Origin of the sequence: Streptomyces sp. NPDC051987 (assembly GCF_040680735.1) — a bacterium.
In the GTDB taxonomy this organism is placed as follows: domain Bacteria; phylum Actinomycetota; class Actinomycetes; order Streptomycetales; family Streptomycetaceae; genus Streptomyces.
This window is the reverse complement of sequence record NZ_JBFAXI010000137.1, coordinates 1-17,052: the sequence shown is the minus strand read 5'-3', so window position 1 is coordinate 17,052 and position 17,052 is coordinate 1. Positions and strand designations below refer to the sequence as shown.

Sequence of the window (17,052 nt, the reverse complement as noted above, 5' to 3'; positions counted from 1 at the left end):
CCTGGCTTAGTTGAACTAGAACTGGCGCGACGTCCGATGCCCCGAGGAGAAGTTCACTTGAGGGTGTCCTGACCAGCGGCGGAGTCGTAGTTGCTTGTCGTTGTTGGTTGTCGACGGTTGCTGTCGGACGGCCCACAGGCGGCCCAGCGCCAAGACTGATGGGGTCCCGCCTGTGACGCGACGAACCCATCTTTTATAGCCATACGCGGAGAAAGTTGATCATTCGGGCAACTTGCGGGAAAGAGCAGCACATGTCAACGACGACGACTAACCTGCGTCCAACCGTAGAAGGAGGAAGAGTGGGCGTTCTGGCGTGGGCGTTTGGGGGTGTCGGCGGGGCACTTGCGGTCGCTGTGATCGGTTGGTTCTTCTTTGACCGGCGGAATGATTCGGCAAAGCAAAGCCAGAGGAGCGGAAACAATTCCACCAACATTCAAGCTGGCCGCGACCTGAACATTCGAGACATTGATAGGAATCCGTGAGACAGACACAGCGCTCCGGCGACAATTCAATCAATTACCAAGCCGAAGTAATCCACACCGGAATTTCCTATCGCGATGCAAGGGGGATTGCCAAGGATGCAGCCATGGAGGTATTCAGGGAGAATTTCACGAAGTTGTCCAGGGAGGCTCTCGCAATAGCGGTAGCGCGTGCAGACCGGTTTACGGAAAACTTCCTTAGTGAATTGAATGAGAGGTGTCCGGAGGGATTCGGCAACCTAGGTGATCCAGGTGTTCAGTCAGCAATATTTGACGCTCAGTCGGCTTATGCGAAAACGGGCGATGAGAAATTGGGTGACACTCTGGTCGGGATATTGATAGACCGCACTGTTTCTGACGTTAGAGATCTAACTCAGCTTTCTCTTGAAACCGCCATTGGGGTTGCGAAGAGTCTTTCATCTCCGCAAATAGCCCTACTGTCATGTAATTTTACCGTCAAACACGTAGCCTTTCCTGATGTTCAAACCGTGGAAGATGCCGCTGACAATCTGCGTAGGGCTCTTGAGCCCTTTCGGGAAGATCTCTCTCGTGTCGGAATAGTTGATCCAGACTACCTCGTAGGTGTTGGTTGTCTAATCCTTGGTGTTGGATCAATTGCGCCCGAGCGTTATTTGGGGATGAATTATCCGGGGTTGTTTTCCGAAGGTTTCAGTCCGCAGCAAATCCCGGATGGTCAAAAACTCGTGGATTCTCCCCTTGTAATGCCCTGCTCTGGTGAGCTAAACCGGTACAAGTTGCGCGCTGCTTCCGTGCGCGATCTTGACCGATTGATTGAAGCGGATCATTTGGAAAGTCTTCGCGAAATCGCCTACGCTGCTCTAACCGTCAATGTTAAATCGGATCGGGCAATCCTTATGGAAGTACTAAGGGTTTGCCCATCGCTTGCACCCTTTTTTGAGCTATGGAAAAAACTGGGGATGAATTCGTACCTAAACACCCCAACTGCCGTTGCTATTGCTCACGCTAACACTAGGCGGATCGCTGGTCCTGCATTCAGCTCGCCTCTCAGTCAGTGGATTCCCCAAGGTGGTATCTCCGGCTATCGCGCTCAGTGAAGTTGTTTGTGCCGGTAGTCGACGAGACTGGGCGGGGCGGCGGCACTCTTCTCGGGGCCGTCTGGTGCCCGCGCGTTACTGTCCTGGGCCTCTCCGCGACGGTCACGAATCGTGCGATTCTTGGGGAGACGACGGACGAACGGAGAGGGAGAGCGGGTGTCGCAGCAGGTCAACCCTCGGGGAACGTTTCTGAAGATCGCCGACTCGGTGAGGCGGCAGATCGAGGACGACCCAGACATGACTGAGCTTCCTTCGTTGGCTGATGTCATGCGCGACCACAAGGTCTCACGCGGGGTCGCCCTCCGTGCGTTCGGTGTGCTGCGGGAGGAAGGTGTGGCCGAACCGGCACCTGGCGAACGATGGCGCGTCGTGCGTGCGGGTGCGCAAGTCGACCGGCGTCCACTGGTTCAGCAACTCACGGACATCATCACGGCTGAGGGACTCGAAGTCGGGGAAGCGTTCCCGAGTGCTTCCGCACTGGCCGAGCGGTTCGGAGTTTCGCGCCCGACGGTGACCAAGGCACTGGAGAAGCTGGAGACCGCTGGCGTACTGGCGGAAGGTGGACAAGGCAGGGTGCGGAGGGTCCGTGCCGTGCCGACACGAGAGGAGCGTTCGTAGCTTGCCGACACTGACGGAGTTGGCCTACCCCCTGGGTGAGTCCCTGCTCGCCGAACCGTTGCCGCGACGGTGGAAGCACTGCCGCGGAGTCGCCGAGAGGGCCCGCACCATCGCGCTCATCCTTGGCCAGGACGCGGATTTGCTGGAGGCCGCAGCAGTACTCCATGACATTGGCTACGCGCCCGATCTGGCCAAGACAGGCTTTCACCCGCTCGACGGCGCGCGCTATCTCCGGGATGTGGCCCACGCCGACGAACGCATCATCAATCTGGTTGCTCATCACTCCTGCGCCTGGATGGAAGCGGAAGCGCGCGGTTTGCGCGACGAGTTGGAGAGTGAGTTCCCGCGGGAAAGTGCGCACCTGAACGACGCGCTCTGCTACTGCGACATGAACACCACGCCGGACGGCACACCCACGAACCCGATCGACAGGGTGAACGAGATCACCGGACGCTACGGTCCAGACAGCCTGATTGGCACGTTCATCCGGCGGGCCGAACCGGAGATCCTCGCGAGCACCTCACGCGTGCTCGAACGAGTCGCGGCCGTCAAGCGTCAGCCGATGTAGGGCGCCGACCGCGCCCGGTCCAAAGCGTGCTCGATCCGGAGCCGCATGGTGGGGTGGACGTCGAACTTGGACAGGTCCGCTGGGGCGATCCAGCGGACCTCTGTCGTCTCGTCGCTCGTACGGACCTCACCGCCGACTGGCCGCGCTCGGAAACAGATGCTGAACTGCTGCCGGACTTCACCGTCGTCGTACTTCATCACGTGGCCCGGGTCGGTGTAGATCCCGGACATGTCGAGGACCTCCGCCTTGATGCCGGTCTCTTCCCAGACCTCCCGTACGACGGTGTCACTGATGGACTCGCCTACGTCGTGCCCCCCGCCCGGGAGCGCCCAACGGCCGTTGTCGGAGCGCCGGATCATCAGGACGTCTCCCGCGTCGTTCTGCACGAACGCGACGACGGACGGAACGACCGAGTTGGCCGGCGGGGCATCAGGGTCGTGAAGGTAGTCAATCCGTCCCATGGTCAGGCTCCCTTGATACTCGCGAAGTCGGCATCCATGACCTGGCGTGCGTTCTCCCAGGTGTGTTCGATGCTATTCGCATAGGTGTCGAACAACCCGCCGTCGGTCACGCGGCGCAGGTGCAGCACAGGGGCCATGTAGGCGCCAATGCCGTAGACGTGAGGGTTTACGAGCATCTCGTCATCGGACCGGTAGATCGAGTTGTACAGAGTCGAGTCGTGCAGCCGGAACCCGATGTCCGGGTGGCTCCTCATGAGGGGGCGGTAGAGCACCAGAGCGTTGCGAATCTTGCCGTCCATGATCTGGTGTCCCTCGTCTATTCCGCGCTGGCGTACGGCCGCACAGTCGGGGTCCCCCAGCAGGATGCGTACCTGGACGCCCGCCGCCGCCTTCGCCCTGAGAAGGTCGTGGAACACAGGATCCTCCGACAGGAACAAGCCGGAGTACACCAGCACATCAAGGTTCTTCTGTGCCTTGGCGTAGATCTCGCGCCACAGACCGGACGGGACTGTGTGCCGATGGGGGTAGACAGTTCCGATCTCGGCTTTCGTGAGGTCTGCCGCACTGTCGACCGTGCGGGTGTCGTCCCACAAGGTCGTCACGTCGACCTTGAGCACGGTGGCCGTCGCGTACTGGTGCCGCCGGTACGGGACTTTGCCCTGTGTGATCCAGCGTTCGACGGTCTTCGGGTTGACGTCGATGGCTTCAGCCAAGCCCTGAATGGTCATGCCCCGAGCTAACAGAGCCGACCTCAAGCGTTCGTTGGACATCTGTACCCCCGATGGGACGTCTAGGGACCTCTTGAAGGTAGCCAGATCTCCCGGAGCTGTCCACGTGTGGGGTGACCAACTCCCCTGAGCTGCGGCGATTCTGAATGTGCGCCAAGACGTCCCGGCGCAGAACCGAGAAGTTCCGTGCCTGTACTTGACGGGCCCCCATGCAGTACCTGTAAAATAGGTACTGCATCGCCTGGAGGAAAGCCCCAGCAGGGGTGAGTACGAAGGAAGCGGCAGATGGTTGAGAACTCAACAGAGGATTGAAGTCGACGGGGTGTGAGTCCCCGTCCCCGTGGCGGCCAGGGTGACGGCCGCCGGCGGCCACTTCGTGGCGGGTGAACCTGTCCCGTCCCGCGTACCGGCACTGGAGAACAGCCCTGGTGATCCCCCCTTCATCGTTGAAGGTCGACCCCGGGGGTGCCACCTGATACGCGCCGCCCTGCTGGCGTCAGAGCAGTGACGATGACGCACCCGACGCTCCCGGCTCGGGGCCGGTATTCCGTGGCAACGGCGTACCGGTGAAGCCGTGTCCCTGCGTTCTGCGGGAGGTCGGTGTGAACCGACGACATACCAAGGGTGCCGCCGGACCGGACCGGTCGGCGGCACCCGTCCACGCCTTCCGGTCCGTTCCTTGGCTTCGCGGCGCTCGCGCTGCGGCCGGCTGCCTCTCCCGCCCGTACGGCCCGCTTTCGCGGTGCTGGACGGGCGGGAGTGCGGGGAGCCGGAAGCCTCTGGCTCCGATCACGAGAGCGGCCCCCGGGTGGCACCCCGGGGGCCGCGAACAGGCGCCTGATGTGGAGGTCACCTGTGGTGACGAGTCTGACAGACAAGGAACGCGACGAGTTGTCGCGGAAGAACACAGAGGCGAACAAGCGTAGCGAGGACAACGTCCGTGCGCGGGGCGGCCGTTGATGGCCGGCGCCGAGCACGAGAAGACCAAGCCGCCGCTTCCCGTCCGGCCGCCGCGTCCGCATCCCTATGCGGGGGTGTGCTGATGGCGACCGACCCGACGGCATGGCACCTGGAAGCCCGCGCGGACACGTGGGCCACCGACCTCGGACAGCAAGACCCCGCGCCATCTGCGGCTGAACTGGCCTGGCAGCAGCAGGAGATCCGCACCGCCTACGAGGACGCGGCGCACCTGACCGAGCAGCCCCGGTAACACCCGTTCACCCACCGCCCCGGCATCGAGCCGTGAAGGGCGCCGGATCGAATCCGGCCCGGGGCACTCACCCCCGCTGCGTCTGCGGCCGGGGTCCCGGAGCGGTTGCCGTCTCGCCAAAGGCCTGCGGCCGCTCCGGCTTCCTGTCCCTCCGATTCAGGAGCCCTCTTAATGCACGCCTACATCGGCCCCCATCAGGCCGTCTCCGTGCACGACTTCATCGAACTGGCGTTGGGCACCCCGGCTGAACTGTGGCTCGGGGTGGACGGCGAGAGCGAGGAGGAGCGGGCGGCCCGGCTCGACGCGGCCCGCGACATCCTCGCCGACAACCCCCACCTGCCGGACGACGTGACCCGCGTGGTCGCCGAGGTGATCGAGGCGCACGTCCCGCAGCTGTTCAACGTCGTCCCACTCGCCCGGCCGGCCGCGCGCCGCCGCGCCTCCCGGAAGGGGGCGGCGGCATGACCGGCACCCCCCGCTGCTCCGCCGCGCACCCCGACGACCCGACCGAGTGCGACGGTCCGGCCGTCGTGACCGTGCTGGACGTCCACAACGCCGGAGCGGACGGCTGTGAGCACCACGCGGCCCGGCTGCTGGCCTCGCTGGAGGGCGGCCGGGTCTATCCGCTGCCCGACGCCCCGGCAGGAGCCGCGATCCGCGTCTTCACGGCCGCCGACACCACCCGGCCGTTCTGCTGGTACGACGGCCCGCGCATCCACCCGTCCCAGCTCAGCCGCGCCGAGACCCGCCGCAAGGGGGAGACGGAATGAGCGCCGAGCAGACCACAAAGCGTCCACAGGTGCCGCCGCTCACCCGCCCCGAAATGGGCCTCGCCGGTGTCGGCGCGCTCGCTGCTGCTGCGGTCGGTGCCCTGGGTCTGTACTCCTCCTTCGACGCGGTCTCGCTGGCCGCAGCACGGTGGGGGTTCAGCAACCCGCACACCCTCCCCGTCGCTATCGACGTGGCCATTCCGGTTTTCACGCTGGCCAACCTGCTGCTGATCCGGCTGGACATGGCGTTGGGGTGGGTGCGGTTCGTGCCCTGGGTGCTCACCCTGGTCACGTGCTGGCTCAACGTGGCGGCCGGCGCGTCGCTGTCGGCGAAGGTGGCGCACGGCACGATGCCGCTGCTGTGGGTGGTGTTTTCCGAGATCGGCGCCCACGTCTACGCCGTGCGGATCGGTGCGGTCACCGGCCGCCGGATGGAGAAGATCCGCGTCTCTCGCTGGTTCCTCGCCCCGGTGTCGACGTTCACGCTGTGGCGGCGCATGACGCTGTGGGAGGTCACCTCCTACGGCGACGCGCTCGCGCTGGAGCGTGAGCGGCTGCTGGCCCGCGCGGATCTGCGCGAGCAGTACGGCCGTGGCTGGCGGCACAAGACCCCGCGCCGCGAACGCGTCCTGCTGCGCCTGGGGGAACTCGCCCCGGCCGCCGCGAGCATCGCCGAGGACCCGACGCCGGAGCCGCAGCAGGCCCCGGAGGAACCGAAGCCGGAGGCACCCAAGGCGCCGCGCAGGCGGCCGGCCAAGCCCAGGGCGAAGACACCACCGCGCTCGCTGCCCGACCTGCTCGCCGAGGCCCGCACCCTCACCACTGAGTGGACGGATGACGCGGTCAACGCCGAGGCGCTGCGCAAGGCGCTGCGGTGCGGCTCCGGTCCTGCCCGGCAGGTGCGTGACGCCCTCCTCGCCGAGCGGGCCGACGACCGCGCCCTGCACCCCGTGGACACGTCCCGCGACGACGCTGTGGGGGTGGCCGCGTGAACACCCTGGCCATCCTCCTGCTGTCCGCGCTGCCGTTGGCGTGCGGGTGGGCGGCGCATGTGCGCTGGCTGCACCGCTGCCTGAACACGGCCCGCCGTGACCCGCTCACCGGGTTACGCACCCGCGACGGCTTCACCCGCCGCGCCACCGCCCTGCTCAGGGACTCGCGGGCGGTCGTGGTGCTCGCGGACGTCGACAGGTTCAAGCACATCAACGACACGTACGGGCACGCGGCCGGCGATGCCCTATTGAAGGCCACCGCCGACCGGCTCGCCCACCATGTCGGCCGTTCCGGCGTCGTCGGACGGCTCGGGGGTGATGAGTTCGCCGCCGTCCTCATCGATGACCACGGCACGGCCGCTGACCTGCTCGCCGTCCTGCACGGCGTCCTCGCGCGCCCCGTCGATGGGCAGGACCCGGCGATACGCACCACGGTGTCCCTCGGGTGGGCGCGCGCTGCGGACTTCCCCGCCGACGACCTGTCGGGTCTGCTGCGGCGGGCCGATGAGGCGATGTACACGGCCAAACAGGCCCGCACCGGCACCCGCCGGGCCGGGTTGGGCTGGTTGTTCGCCACCGTCACCGGTCGCCGCGCCGGCCGCACGGGCGCCTGCACCGCCGCTCCGGTCGTGGGGGTGGCGGCGTGAGGTCACAGCCCATTGTCGGCGCCGCCCTGTTCCACACGGTCATGGAGGCTGCCGGATACCGCTGCCAGTGCAGCGGCGAGTGCGGCAACCCCCACGCCAAGGACGCCGGCCGCTGCCCGCGCGAGCACGACCACTACACCAGCAAGCACGGCCGCCGGGTCCGGCTCATGGCCGCCCCCGTCGACCCGCTCGCCGCGGGCGTTGCCGCCGCTCGTCTCCCGGCGAGCGCGTTGCGCGCCTGGTGCCCCGACTGCCACGAAGCCGCCGCGCGCCGGGCCAGGAAGCAACTCCCGGCCGCGCTTGCGGATCAGTGCGCGCTGTTCGACCTGAGCGCCGGAGAGGACCACGCATGACGACCACAACCGAACCGGTGAAGGCGTTCAGCTTCGGCGGTGGGGTGCAGTCGACCACCGCGCTGGCGCTGGCCGCGCGCGGGGAGCTGGACTACCGGACGTTCATCTTCGCCAACGTCGGCGATGACTCCGAAAAGCCCGCCACCTTGCGCTATGTCGAGCAGTACGCGCGCCCGTTCGCCGAGGCCCACGGGCTGGAGCTGGTCACGGTCGGCCGGGTGCGCCGCGACGGCACCAGCGAGACCCTGTACGGGCGGATCACCCGGGAGGGCTCGCGCTCGCTGCCTATCCCGGTGCGGCTGTCGCCAAGCGGGGCGCCGGGCACCCGAGCCTGCACGGGCGACTTCAAAATCAAGGTGATCGGCAAGGAGCTGAAGCGGCGCGGCGCCTCCCGGGACAACCCGGCCACGGTCGGCATCGGCATCAGCCTGGACGAGATCGGCCGCGCGAACACCCGGCGGTGCGAGCCGCACGAGCGGATCGAATACCCACTGCTCGATCTCGGACTTCGCCGGGCCGACTGCCCGCGCATCATTCGCAGCGTCGGACTTCCGGTACCGCCCAAGTCGGCGTGCTGGTTCTGCCCGTTCCACCGGCCGGAGAACTGGCACGACATGCGCCGCGACGAGCCGGAGCTGTTCGCCAAGGCGTGCGACCTCGAAGCACTGCTCAACCGGCGCCGGGACGCGCTCGGCAAGGACCACGTCTACCTCACCCGCCTGCTGCGGCCGCTGGCCGACGCGATCCCGGACGGGGTCGACACGCTGCCCTTCGATGACACCGACACCGGCTGTGACTCCGGCTGGTGCATGACCTGAGCACAACCCCTACCGGGTCCGGCCGCCCACCTTCCACAGCACGCGGCCGGGCCCGGTATCCCTCCCAGAGAGAAGGAACCCTCAGTGAACCACCCCGACGACAACGAACTCTTCAAGCGGCTCGAAGCCGAACTCTCCAGCGGTGAGCCGCTCCACATCACCGACTCGCCCGGGACCCGTGATCTCGATCTGCCCGACCTGTCGGGCGAGGTGGTCGACCTTGACAAGCTGCGGTCGGCCCGCGCCCAGTTGGCCGACTCGCATGCCCGACGCGGTGCCGACCGGTCGCCCGACTCCACCCCGGGCGAGTCGGACGGCGAGTCGGGCGACCCGACCGCCCGTGTGTTGGTCGACTCGCCGTCGCTGAAGGCGGCCGGTCCCGGCTACCTCGGTCGGCTGGCCGCTGCAAAGCGCCGTCCGGTCATTCCGGTCTGGCTGCGCTCCCTCGCCGAACTGCGCACGGCATCCGCGTGGGTGGCCCGCCACTACGCCCACGCGGCCGGGTATCACGCCCTGCGTTCCCCGGTCTACGCCGGCCGTCTCGCCCTGCAAGCCCCTTCCGGGCTGGCGAAGTTCGTGGGCGGCACGATGCGGTGGGTGGCCGACCGCGAGGGCGAGCCGGTCCGACTCGCCGCCGTCCGGCGTGAGGACGCTGCCGAGTATCTGAAGCTGTCGCGGCAGCGCGACGGCCGGGTACGGCTGCGCACCCTGGTCGCCGTGCTCGGCATGTTCATCGGACTGGGTGCGGCGCTGGCCGTCTACGTCCTCGCCCCCGACTGGCTGCAAGCTCTGTCGGTCGGCGCGGTCGTGATGGCGCTCGGGGCGGCTGGCCGCAAGGCCGACAACCCGGTCGTCCACCGGGCCGTGGAACTGCCCAAGGCCACCAAGCTCACCAGTGACATCGTGCTGCGCGCGCTGGGGGCGATCGGTATCCCGGCCATCAACCAGGCACAGGCCAAGGGCCGGGACGGGTTCGAGTTCACCGCCCCGATCACCCGCGACGGCCCCGGCTGGCGCGCGGAAGGCAACCTCCCCTTCGGCGTGACCGTCACCGACGTGATCGAGAAGCGGGAACGCCTCGCCTCCGGCCTGCGCCGGCCGCTGGGCTGTGTGTGGCCCGAGGCAGAGTCGGAGGAACACCCCGGCCACCTCGTTCTGTGGGTGGGGGACCAGACCCTCAAGGCTGCGCGCAAGCCGGTGTGGCCGCTGATGAAGGCGGGCACGGTCGACCTGTTCAAGGCCATCCCCTACGGCACCGACCAGCGCGGACGCTGGGCCGAGGTCACGCTGATGTTCATCGCCGGGATCATCGGCGCGATCCCCCGCATGGGCAAGACCTTCCTCCTGCGTCTGCTGCTGCTCATCGCCGCCCTGGACCCGCGCGCGGAGCTGCACACCTACGACATGAAGGGCACCGGCGACCTTGACCCGGTCGGTGAGGCGGTCTCGCACCGGCACGGCGTCGGTGAGGAGGACGAGACGATCCGCTACGCCCTGGCCGACTTCCGCGCCCTGCGCGAGGAACTGCGACGCCGTACGAAGGTGATCCGCTCGCTGCCCCGGGACATCTGCCCCGAGTCCAAGGTGACCAGCGCGCTCGCCGACAAGCGCTCGCTCGGGTTGCACCCGGTCATCATCGGGGTGGACGAGTGCCAGGTGCTGTTCGAGCATGCCGAGCACGGCAAGGAGTTCGAGGAGATCGCAACCGACCTGGTCAAGCGCGGCCCCGCCACCGGGATCGTGCTGCTGCTGGCCACCCAGCGCCCCGACGCGAAGTCCCTGCCCACCGGCATCAGCGCGAACGCCAGTACCCGGTTCTGCCTGAAGGTGATGGGCCAGACCGAGAACGACATGGTGCTCGGCACCTCGTCGTACAAGCGCGGCGTGCGGGCCACCATGTTCGCCTGGGGTGACAAGGGCCTGCACTACTTCGTGGGCGAGGGCTCCGATGCCCGGATCGTCTCCAGCACGTTCCTCGACGCGCCCATGGCCGAGAGCGTCGCGGCCCGTGCCCGCAAGATGCGGGAGAAGGCCGGACTGCTGTCCGGCTACTGCCTCGGGGAGACCCGCGAGGCGGTGACTGGCCTGGCCTACGACCTGCTCGCGGATGTCGCGGCCGTCGTGCCGGAGGGTGAGGAGCGGGTGTGGAACGAGCGGATCGCCGTCCGCCTCGCCGAACTGCGCCCGGAAGTCTACGGCGGGTGGAAGGGCGAGAACGTCACCAGCGCGCTCAAGCCGCACGGCATCAAGACCCGTGACGTCGCCGGCACCACGGACGACGGGACCCGCACCACCCGCCGCGGCATCGTGCGCGCCGACCTCCTGAAGGCGATTGCGGAGCGTAACGAAAATCCGGGCGCGGCGTAGGCCGATCGGGTGCTACCGGTAGCACCCACACCTGCTACCGGTAGCACCCTCGCTAGCAGCCCAAACCGCACCCCATCAGGGATCTAGCGGATAGCACCCCACCTGCGGAAACCCTCAAAAACCACCCTGGAGGGCCCCTCATGACCCCCACCATCCTTGCTATCGCCTGCCTGATAGTCGTCACGCTCAGTTATGGCGGCCTGTGTGCGGTCTCGCCGTTCGGCGACTGCCGCCGCTGCCGTGGCATGGGCCACGCCCTCAAGACCGACCGCAAGGGCCGCCTCAAGCGCGGCAAGGACTGCCGCCGCTGCAAGGCGACCGGCAAGCGCATCCGCGCCGGCCGCTGGCTCTACAACCGCTGGGCCCGCGTCTACCGCGCTGGCACCGACACCCCGGGAGGCATCCGATGACCCTGACCGTCTCCGCCGTGCTGCTCTTCGGCGCGGCGTCTGTGTTCGCCGTCAAGACGAAGTCCGCCGGGGGCGGCGCAGCCCTGGTGCTGTTCCTGTTCGGGTTCTTCGTCGCAGGGACCGGCGCGTACGAGCCCATACACAACCTCGTCCAGGCCGCCGCAGACGCGGCCGCCCAACTCGGCAACTGAAAGGAGAGCAGCCCCGTGAACGCACACCTTCCCGCCGTAAGGGCGGACGCGCAGACCTCGCCGGCGTACGACCCGGTCACGCTCGACTTGTACCCGTCCGCCCCGGCGGCCGTGGAACTGGCCGCCGAGCGCGGGCCGGTGGTGTGGGTGCCCGATGCCTACGGGCGCATGGTCCCCATGCCCAAGCACCTGGCCCCGCCTCCCATGGCCATGCCGGAGCCGCGCGACCTGAGCCCGCTGCCGCTGCTGGACCCCCTCGCTCAGCGCTTCCTCGGCGCGGGTCTCGGGGGCGGGGCGCTCGCGGCCGGGACCGGTTACGGCATCGGCGAAGTCATCAACGCCGCCGCCGGGTTCGGCTCCGGCGCCGCGATGTGGATCGCCCTTGGCGTCCTCGCCTGGCGCATGCCCGCCCGCGCGCTCACCGACGGACGGCGCGGCAGCACGGTCAACATCCGCAAGGCCGTCATCAAGCGCAGCACCTTCAACGGCTGAACTGGAGAGAACAACCGTGTTCGAGATCCGCGTCATCTGCGATCCGGACGACACCGACCGCATCAGCGCCGCCGTGGCCGCCGCGTTCGACACCGGCCCGGCCCGCCAGTACCCCACCCGCGACGGCCGGCGCACCCGGCTGTACTTCACCGCCGACCACCGCACCCCCGCCACCACGTCCACCGAAAGCGAGTGATCCGCATGTCCGCAGGAGAGACCCCGCTCACCCTCGTCGGCAACCTCACCGACGACCCCGAACTCCGCTTCACCCCCAACGGAGCCGCCATGGCGAAGTTCTCCGTGGCATCCACCCCGCGCAGCTACGACAAGACCTCCGGCCAGTGGCAGGACGGAACCGCCATGTTCATCCGCTGCACCGCATGGCGCGACCTCGCCCAGCACATCGCCGACAGCCTCGCCAAGGGCACCCGCGTCGTCGTCACCGGCCGCCTGCGACAGCACAACTGGCAGACCCCCGAGGGCGAGAACCGCTCGATGCTCGCGCTGGAAGTCGACGACATCGGCCCCTCGCTGCGATTCGCCACCGCCGACGTCACCCGCGTCCAGCGCAACGGCGCCAATGGCACCGGGCCGTCCAACGGCGGATGGGGAACCCCCGCTGGCACCCCGGCCACGGCCGGATGGGGCGCGCCCTCGACCGGCGACGAACCCCCGTTCTAGATACGCCCGGGGTGGGTGCCGTCTCGCCAAAGCCTGCACCCACCCCGGTTCCTCCATGTCCCTCCAAGGAACCAGGAGAACCCCCAGCATGCCTCACTTCGCCGACACCGCGCGAGAGCGCACCACGCCGCGTCCAGGCGCCCCCAACAGCCATCTGCGCGCCGCACTGACCCTCGCCGTACGCGGCGTGCCCGTGCTGCCCCTGCGCTCTGGGAAGGTGCCGTTCGGGAACTGCCGTGCGTGCGCCAAGAACGTCTGCGGCGGACGGCCGAACATGAAGGACCCCGGCCCCTGCCGCTGCCTCGCCCCCTGCCACGCGTGGGCCGCCGCCACCACCGACCGCAACGTCATCCTGTCCCCGCTGTGGGTGGCGGCATGGGAACGCGCCGTCTGCGTCGGCTACCACCCCGGCGGGGTCCGGCTCACCGTGGTCGACCTCGATAACCCTGCGGCCGTCGCATGGGCCCGAGGGACCCTGCCCGCTACCCGCACCGTGCCCACGACGCGCGGCGAGCACTGGATCTACCGGGGCGCTATGCCCTCCCACAACGCTGTGCGGCCCGGCGTCGACATCAAGTCCCTCATGGCTTACGCCCGCTGGCTCGGGCCCGGCACCGGCACCATGGCCCCTCTGCCGCCCGCCGTCCGCGCACTGCCGGTGCGGGAAGACACCACCCCCGCCCGCCGGGAGGTGGTCTCTTCCACCCCCGCCCGCGCCGTGTGGGACCGGTCCGTCGCCACCGGGTGCCGCCACACGGAACGGTTCGTGCGCACCGGCCTGGAACAGGGGCTCGCTCTCGTCCGCGAGCGCACCGAGTCCGGTGCCGGGTCCCAGGCGTTCGGCGTGGCCCGGTTCCTCGCCGCACAGCACACTGCCTGCCCCGGCCCCTGCGGCCTGGACGTCCTCGCCGAGGAGATCGTGTCCGCCGCCGTCACTGTCGGGGTACCCGAGGCCTACGCCCGCCGGGCCGTCGGCAACGGCCTGGACGCCGGTCCTGGAGCCGTCGCGTGACCGACACGGAAGAACTTCCCCCGCCGGGTAACCCGTTGGCCGTAGCGCGCCGTCTGCTGCCGGACTGGCAGACCGACGACGGACGGCTCACCTACCGGCGCTGGCGTGCCTCATGGATGCGCTGGAACGGAACCTGCTGGCGCGAGGTGGACGAAGCCGAGATCCGCAAGGCCATGTACGAGCGGCTTGAACACACCGTGTTCCTCGCTCCCGGCAAGGACGGGGAACCCGAGGAACGCGACTGGGCTCCCACGAAACCCAAGATCAGCAACCTGCTCGACGCGCTCGGCTCCATCACCCTGCTGCCCACCGACACCGACGCGCCCGCCTGGGTCGACACCGACGGCACTACCGCCGACGCGGCCGGCGAGGGGCCGATCGTGGCGTGCGAGAACGGGCTGCTGCGGATCCGGGACCGCGCGCTTCTGCCGCACGGCCCGCACTTCTTCAACCTCGTCTCTGTCCCCTTCGCCTACGACCCCGATGCGAGCGCACCCACCTGGGAACGCTTCTTGGCGCAGATCTGGCCTGACGACCCCGACGCCATCCACGCCGTACAGGAGTGGTTCGGGTACGTCCTGTCCGGCCGCACCGACCAACAGAAGATCCTGCTCATGGTCGGCCCGTCCCGCTCCGGCAAAGGCACCATCGCCCGCGTCCTCAAAGAGCTGGTCGGCAAGGAGAACCTCGCCGGGCCCACCCTCGCCGGTCTCGGCACGAACTTCGGCCTGTCCACCCTCGTCGGCAAACCGCTCGCAGTCATCTCCGACGCGCGCCTGTCCGGCAACGACAACACAGCCGTAGTGGAAAGGCTGTTGACCATCTCCGGTGAGGACACCATCGACGTAGACCGCAAGTACCGCGCGGTGTGGACCGGCAAGCTCCCCACCCGGCTGATGATCCTGTCCAACGAACTGCCGCACTTCGGCGACTCCTCCGGGGTCATCGCCCGCCGGTTCGTCGTGCTCAGCATGACCGTGTCCTGGCTCGGCAGGGAGGACCCCACCCTGTTCGACCGGCTCATCACCGAGATGCCTGGAATCCTGAACTGGGCCCTGGACGGCCTCGCCCGGCTCCAGGCCAAGGGCCGGATCACGGAACCCGCGTGCAGCCGCGAAGCGGTCACCTCCATGCAGGACACCGCCTCACCCACCAGTGCGTTCGTCCGTGAACGCTGCACCACCGGACCCACGTCCAGCATCCCCGTGGACACCCTGTGGGCCGTCTGGCGGGACTGGGCAGAGGACAACGGCGTCAAGCCCGGCACGAAACAGCTCTTCGGCCGCAACCTCCAGTCCGTGATCCCCCAGCTCAACCGAACCCGCCCCCGCGACCCCTACGGCCGGCAGATCGCCACCTACACCGGCATCACGCTGAACGCGTCCGAACCACATCTGCCTGAGTCGTGACTCATCGCGACTCAAGCCCCCTCCCACCCGCCCTGAGTCGCGATGAGTCACGACTCAGAGCAATGTCACTCCAACTCATGGAGGACTCCCCGTGAGCGCGACCGCCCCTTCCCTGGCCGACCCGCGCGCCACCCTTCGCGGCGGACTCCCCGACCGGTACCTCACCCCCGACGACATCGCCGAGATGTTCGAGGTACCGAAAGAGACCGTCTACCAGTGGCGCCGCAAGCGCGTAGGCCCGCCCGGATTCCGCATCGGCAAGCACCTCCGCTACGACCCGGCCGACGTACGCGCCTTCGTCACCAGCCGCAAGAACCACGACAGCGACGCCGCGTAGAGCAGCCGAGCAGCACAACACCGAACTTCCCGGGGAGGGCCGTATCGCGGCCCTCCCCGACCCATGCCCAGAAAGGGACCACGCCCCAAATGGCTGGCCACATCCAAGACCGCTGGTTCAAGACCGAGACCGACGACAACGGCAACGAAATCAAGGCCAAGACCGACCGCTACGGCAAGGGCATGCGCTACCGGGCCCGCTACATCGGACCTGACGGCACCGAGAAGTCCAAGAGCTTTCCCGACGGCAAGAAGCGCCTCGCCGAGAAGTGGCTGTCTCACATCGAATCCGATATGGAGCGCGGTCAGTACATCGACCCGAAAGCTGGCCGGACCACCTTCCAGCAGTACGCCGAACGTTGGGTAGCAGCACAGACCACTGACGTTGCGACGCAGGCAGGCGCGGAATACCGCCTCAGGCTTCACGCCTATCCGCACATCGGCTCCCGCCCTCTCGGGTCCTTCCAGCCGGAGCACATCCGTACGTGGTTCCGGGAGTTGCAAGAGAAGGGGCTTGCCTCGTCCTATCGGCGAGTCATCATCTCCAACGTGTCCACCGTCTTCACGGCCGCCGTGGACGATGGACTCTTGAGCCGGAATCCGTGTCGTGCGGTCTCCGTCAAGCTGCCGGCCGTGGTGCCGAGCAGGGTGCGGCCGTGGACGTCTGAGCGCGTGTTCGCCGTGCGTGCGGCGCTTCCCGAGCCGTACCGCGCCATGGTGGACGCGGGCGGCGGATGCGGGCTACGGCAAGGGGAGATCTTCGGTCTTCCAGTCGATGAAATCAGCTTCCTCAAAGGGTGGTTGCACGTGGCCTATCAGGTGAAGCTCATCAACGGGCACCCTGTATTCGCGCCTCCGAAGCGCGGCAAGGTGCGAGACGTGCCGCTGCCTGAAACGGTGGGGCGGGCGTTCGCGGCCCACATGAAGCAATTCCCGCCCGTGGAAGTGACGTTGCCCTGGCTGGTTCCCGGCGGCGCTCCCGTGACGAAGAAGCTTCTGTTCGCCGCTCCCGACGGTGGCGCGGTCCTGCGCAGCAACTTCAACGTGCACGCCTGGAAGCCTGCCCTCGTGGCCGCTGGCGTGATCCCGCAACCCAAGCCGGGGGAGCGGATCGCGGAGTCCCGTGAGGACGGCATGCACGCGCTCAGGCACTTCTACGCGTCCGTTCTGCTCGATGCCGGCGAGAACGTCAAGGCGCTCAGTCGGTACCTGGGGCACAGCGACCCTGGGTTCACGCTGCGGGTGTACACGCACCTCATGCCGAGCAGTGAGAGCCGCACCCGACGGGCGGTCGACGGCATGTACCGGGCGGCCCACGGGGGCGATGACGGCCCAGAGACGGCCCACGCGGCGTGACGGCACACCCCACTGGCGGCAAAACCGCTGGTGGGGGCCTATTCGGCCCTGCCCCTGGCTTAGTTGAACTAGAACTGG

At 68.0% G+C, this 17,052-nt stretch carries 23 protein-coding genes; 21 read left to right on the top strand and 2 right to left on the bottom strand.

Translation table 11 applies throughout. The features are described 5' to 3' along the window. Positions 1 to 299 precede the first annotated feature (299 nt). From AB0M11_RS38825 to AB0M11_RS38810, 4 genes are all read left to right on the top strand, one after another. The gene (locus tag AB0M11_RS38825; RefSeq protein ID WP_365713221.1) at positions 300 to 482 is read left to right on the top strand and encodes a hypothetical protein; all 183 of its coding nucleotides are present in this window, start codon (positions 300 to 302) and stop codon (positions 480 to 482) included. Beyond that, positions 479 to 1,555 (top strand): LPO_1073/Vpar_1526 family protein, encoded by a 1,077-nt coding sequence (locus AB0M11_RS38820; protein WP_365713218.1) that lies wholly within the window; start codon positions 479 to 481, stop codon positions 1,553 to 1,555. Before AB0M11_RS38825 ends, AB0M11_RS38820 begins: the two co-directional genes overlap by 4 nt. 156 nt (positions 1,556 to 1,711) lie before the next feature. Beyond that, positions 1,712 to 2,173 carry a GntR family transcriptional regulator gene (locus AB0M11_RS38815; protein ID WP_365713216.1) on the top strand — a complete coding sequence of 154 codons (462 nt, stop codon included), beginning with the start codon at positions 1,712 to 1,714 and terminating at the stop codon, positions 2,171 to 2,173. 1 nt (position 2,174) lies between these two features. Next, positions 2,175 to 2,741 (top strand): HD domain-containing protein, encoded by a 567-nt coding sequence (locus AB0M11_RS38810; RefSeq protein WP_365713214.1) that lies wholly within the window; start codon positions 2,175 to 2,177, stop codon positions 2,739 to 2,741. Here the strand turns inward: AB0M11_RS38810 and AB0M11_RS38805 are convergent. Then, the gene (locus AB0M11_RS38805; protein WP_365713212.1) at positions 2,729 to 3,202 is read right to left on the bottom strand and encodes an NUDIX domain-containing protein; all 474 of its coding nucleotides are present in this window, start codon (positions 3,200 to 3,202) and stop codon (positions 2,729 to 2,731) included. The genes AB0M11_RS38810 and AB0M11_RS38805 overlap by 13 nt on opposite strands. 2 nt (positions 3,203 to 3,204) lie before the next feature. Next, the gene (locus AB0M11_RS38800) at positions 3,205 to 3,930 is read right to left on the bottom strand and encodes an XRE family transcriptional regulator (RefSeq protein ID WP_365713210.1); all 726 of its coding nucleotides are present in this window, start codon (positions 3,928 to 3,930) and stop codon (positions 3,205 to 3,207) included. Between the two features lie 1,042 nt (positions 3,931 to 4,972). Between AB0M11_RS38800 and AB0M11_RS38795 the strand changes: the two genes are divergently transcribed. The 17 genes from AB0M11_RS38795 (at position 4,973) to AB0M11_RS38715 (ending at position 16,974) form a co-directional block, all read left to right on the top strand. Further along, the gene (locus AB0M11_RS38795) at positions 4,973 to 5,140 is read left to right on the top strand and encodes a hypothetical protein (RefSeq protein ID WP_365713208.1); all 168 of its coding nucleotides are present in this window, start codon (positions 4,973 to 4,975) and stop codon (positions 5,138 to 5,140) included. A gap of 171 nt (positions 5,141 to 5,311) precedes the next feature. Further along, the gene (locus AB0M11_RS38790; protein WP_365713206.1) at positions 5,312 to 5,605 is read left to right on the top strand and encodes a hypothetical protein; all 294 of its coding nucleotides are present in this window, start codon (positions 5,312 to 5,314) and stop codon (positions 5,603 to 5,605) included. After that, complete coding sequence (locus AB0M11_RS38785; RefSeq protein ID WP_365713204.1) at positions 5,602 to 5,910, top strand: hypothetical protein; 309 nt, start codon at positions 5,602 to 5,604, stop codon at positions 5,908 to 5,910. The genes AB0M11_RS38790 and AB0M11_RS38785 overlap by 4 nt, the downstream gene beginning before the upstream one ends. Beyond that, positions 5,907 to 6,902 carry a DUF2637 domain-containing protein gene (locus AB0M11_RS38780; RefSeq protein WP_365713202.1) on the top strand — a complete coding sequence of 332 codons (996 nt, stop codon included), beginning with the start codon at positions 5,907 to 5,909 and terminating at the stop codon, positions 6,900 to 6,902. The genes AB0M11_RS38785 and AB0M11_RS38780 overlap by 4 nt, the downstream gene beginning before the upstream one ends. Continuing rightward, positions 6,899 to 7,549: a GGDEF domain-containing protein gene (locus tag AB0M11_RS38775; RefSeq protein WP_365713200.1), complete on the top strand. Its 651-nt coding sequence runs from the start codon at positions 6,899 to 6,901 to the stop codon at positions 7,547 to 7,549. The genes AB0M11_RS38780 and AB0M11_RS38775 overlap by 4 nt, the downstream gene beginning before the upstream one ends. Further along, a complete protein-coding gene (locus AB0M11_RS38770; protein WP_365713199.1) occupies positions 7,546 to 7,902 on the top strand; it encodes a hypothetical protein in 357 nt (118 codons plus the stop codon). The genes AB0M11_RS38775 and AB0M11_RS38770 overlap by 4 nt, the downstream gene beginning before the upstream one ends. Beyond that, on the top strand, positions 7,899 to 8,720 hold the full coding sequence (locus AB0M11_RS38765; RefSeq protein WP_365713197.1) for a phosphoadenosine phosphosulfate reductase: 822 nt from the start codon (positions 7,899 to 7,901) through the stop codon (positions 8,718 to 8,720). The genes AB0M11_RS38770 and AB0M11_RS38765 overlap by 4 nt, the downstream gene beginning before the upstream one ends. An 84-nt stretch (positions 8,721 to 8,804) precedes the next feature. After that, complete coding sequence (locus AB0M11_RS38760; RefSeq protein WP_365713195.1) at positions 8,805 to 11,087, top strand: cell division protein FtsK; 2,283 nt, start codon at positions 8,805 to 8,807, stop codon at positions 11,085 to 11,087. 140 nt (positions 11,088 to 11,227) lie between these two features. Further along, positions 11,228 to 11,497, top strand: a complete 270-nt coding sequence (locus AB0M11_RS38755; protein WP_365713193.1) for a hypothetical protein — start codon at positions 11,228 to 11,230, stop codon at positions 11,495 to 11,497. Further along, positions 11,494 to 11,688 carry a hypothetical protein gene (locus tag AB0M11_RS38750; RefSeq protein WP_365713191.1) on the top strand — a complete coding sequence of 65 codons (195 nt, stop codon included), beginning with the start codon at positions 11,494 to 11,496 and terminating at the stop codon, positions 11,686 to 11,688. Before AB0M11_RS38755 ends, AB0M11_RS38750 begins: the two co-directional genes overlap by 4 nt. Positions 11,689 to 11,703: 15 nt before the next feature. Further along, complete coding sequence (locus AB0M11_RS38745; protein WP_365713189.1) at positions 11,704 to 12,180, top strand: hypothetical protein; 477 nt, start codon at positions 11,704 to 11,706, stop codon at positions 12,178 to 12,180. Between the two features lie 16 nt (positions 12,181 to 12,196). Next, positions 12,197 to 12,376 (top strand): hypothetical protein, encoded by a 180-nt coding sequence (locus AB0M11_RS38740; protein ID WP_365713187.1) that lies wholly within the window; start codon positions 12,197 to 12,199, stop codon positions 12,374 to 12,376. Between the two features lie 5 nt (positions 12,377 to 12,381). Further along, positions 12,382 to 12,861, top strand: a complete 480-nt coding sequence (locus AB0M11_RS38735; RefSeq protein WP_365713185.1) for a single-stranded DNA-binding protein — start codon at positions 12,382 to 12,384, stop codon at positions 12,859 to 12,861. A gap of 88 nt (positions 12,862 to 12,949) precedes the next feature. Further along, complete coding sequence (locus AB0M11_RS38730) at positions 12,950 to 13,873, top strand: bifunctional DNA primase/polymerase (RefSeq protein WP_365713183.1); 924 nt, start codon at positions 12,950 to 12,952, stop codon at positions 13,871 to 13,873. Next, positions 13,870 to 15,282: a phage/plasmid primase, P4 family gene (locus tag AB0M11_RS38725; RefSeq protein WP_365713181.1), complete on the top strand. Its 1,413-nt coding sequence runs from the start codon at positions 13,870 to 13,872 to the stop codon at positions 15,280 to 15,282. Before AB0M11_RS38730 ends, AB0M11_RS38725 begins: the two co-directional genes overlap by 4 nt. A gap of 91 nt (positions 15,283 to 15,373) precedes the next feature. Further along, the gene (locus tag AB0M11_RS38720; protein WP_365713179.1) at positions 15,374 to 15,619 is read left to right on the top strand and encodes a helix-turn-helix domain-containing protein; all 246 of its coding nucleotides are present in this window, start codon (positions 15,374 to 15,376) and stop codon (positions 15,617 to 15,619) included. Between the two features lie 89 nt (positions 15,620 to 15,708). Further along, entirely contained in the window at positions 15,709 to 16,974 is a 1,266-nt protein-coding gene (locus AB0M11_RS38715; protein ID WP_365713178.1) for a tyrosine-type recombinase/integrase, read from the top strand. The last annotated feature ends 78 nt before the right edge of the window (positions 16,975 to 17,052 follow it).

Coding starts and splice junctions, on each gene's coding strand:
- AB0M11_RS38765 (WP_365713197.1), top strand. CDS start 7,899: ATGACGACCACAACCGAACCGGTGAAGGCGTTCAGCTTCGGCGGTGGG.
- AB0M11_RS38795 (WP_365713208.1), top strand. CDS start 4,973: ATGGCGACCGACCCGACGGCATGGCACCTGGAAGCCCGCGCGGACACG.
- AB0M11_RS38800 (WP_365713210.1), bottom strand. CDS start 3,930: ATGACCATTCAGGGCTTGGCTGAAGCCATCGACGTCAACCCGAAGACC.
- AB0M11_RS38750 (WP_365713191.1), top strand. CDS start 11,494: ATGACCCTGACCGTCTCCGCCGTGCTGCTCTTCGGCGCGGCGTCTGTG.
- AB0M11_RS38790 (WP_365713206.1), top strand. CDS start 5,312: ATGCACGCCTACATCGGCCCCCATCAGGCCGTCTCCGTGCACGACTTC.
- AB0M11_RS38755 (WP_365713193.1), top strand. CDS start 11,228: ATGACCCCCACCATCCTTGCTATCGCCTGCCTGATAGTCGTCACGCTC.
- AB0M11_RS38780 (WP_365713202.1), top strand. CDS start 5,907: ATGAGCGCCGAGCAGACCACAAAGCGTCCACAGGTGCCGCCGCTCACC.
- AB0M11_RS38805 (WP_365713212.1), bottom strand. CDS start 3,202: ATGGGACGGATTGACTACCTTCACGACCCTGATGCCCCGCCGGCCAAC.
- AB0M11_RS38715 (WP_365713178.1), top strand. CDS start 15,709: ATGGCTGGCCACATCCAAGACCGCTGGTTCAAGACCGAGACCGACGAC.
- AB0M11_RS38735 (WP_365713185.1), top strand. CDS start 12,382: ATGTCCGCAGGAGAGACCCCGCTCACCCTCGTCGGCAACCTCACCGAC.
- AB0M11_RS38785 (WP_365713204.1), top strand. CDS start 5,602: ATGACCGGCACCCCCCGCTGCTCCGCCGCGCACCCCGACGACCCGACC.
- AB0M11_RS38730 (WP_365713183.1), top strand. CDS start 12,950: ATGCCTCACTTCGCCGACACCGCGCGAGAGCGCACCACGCCGCGTCCA.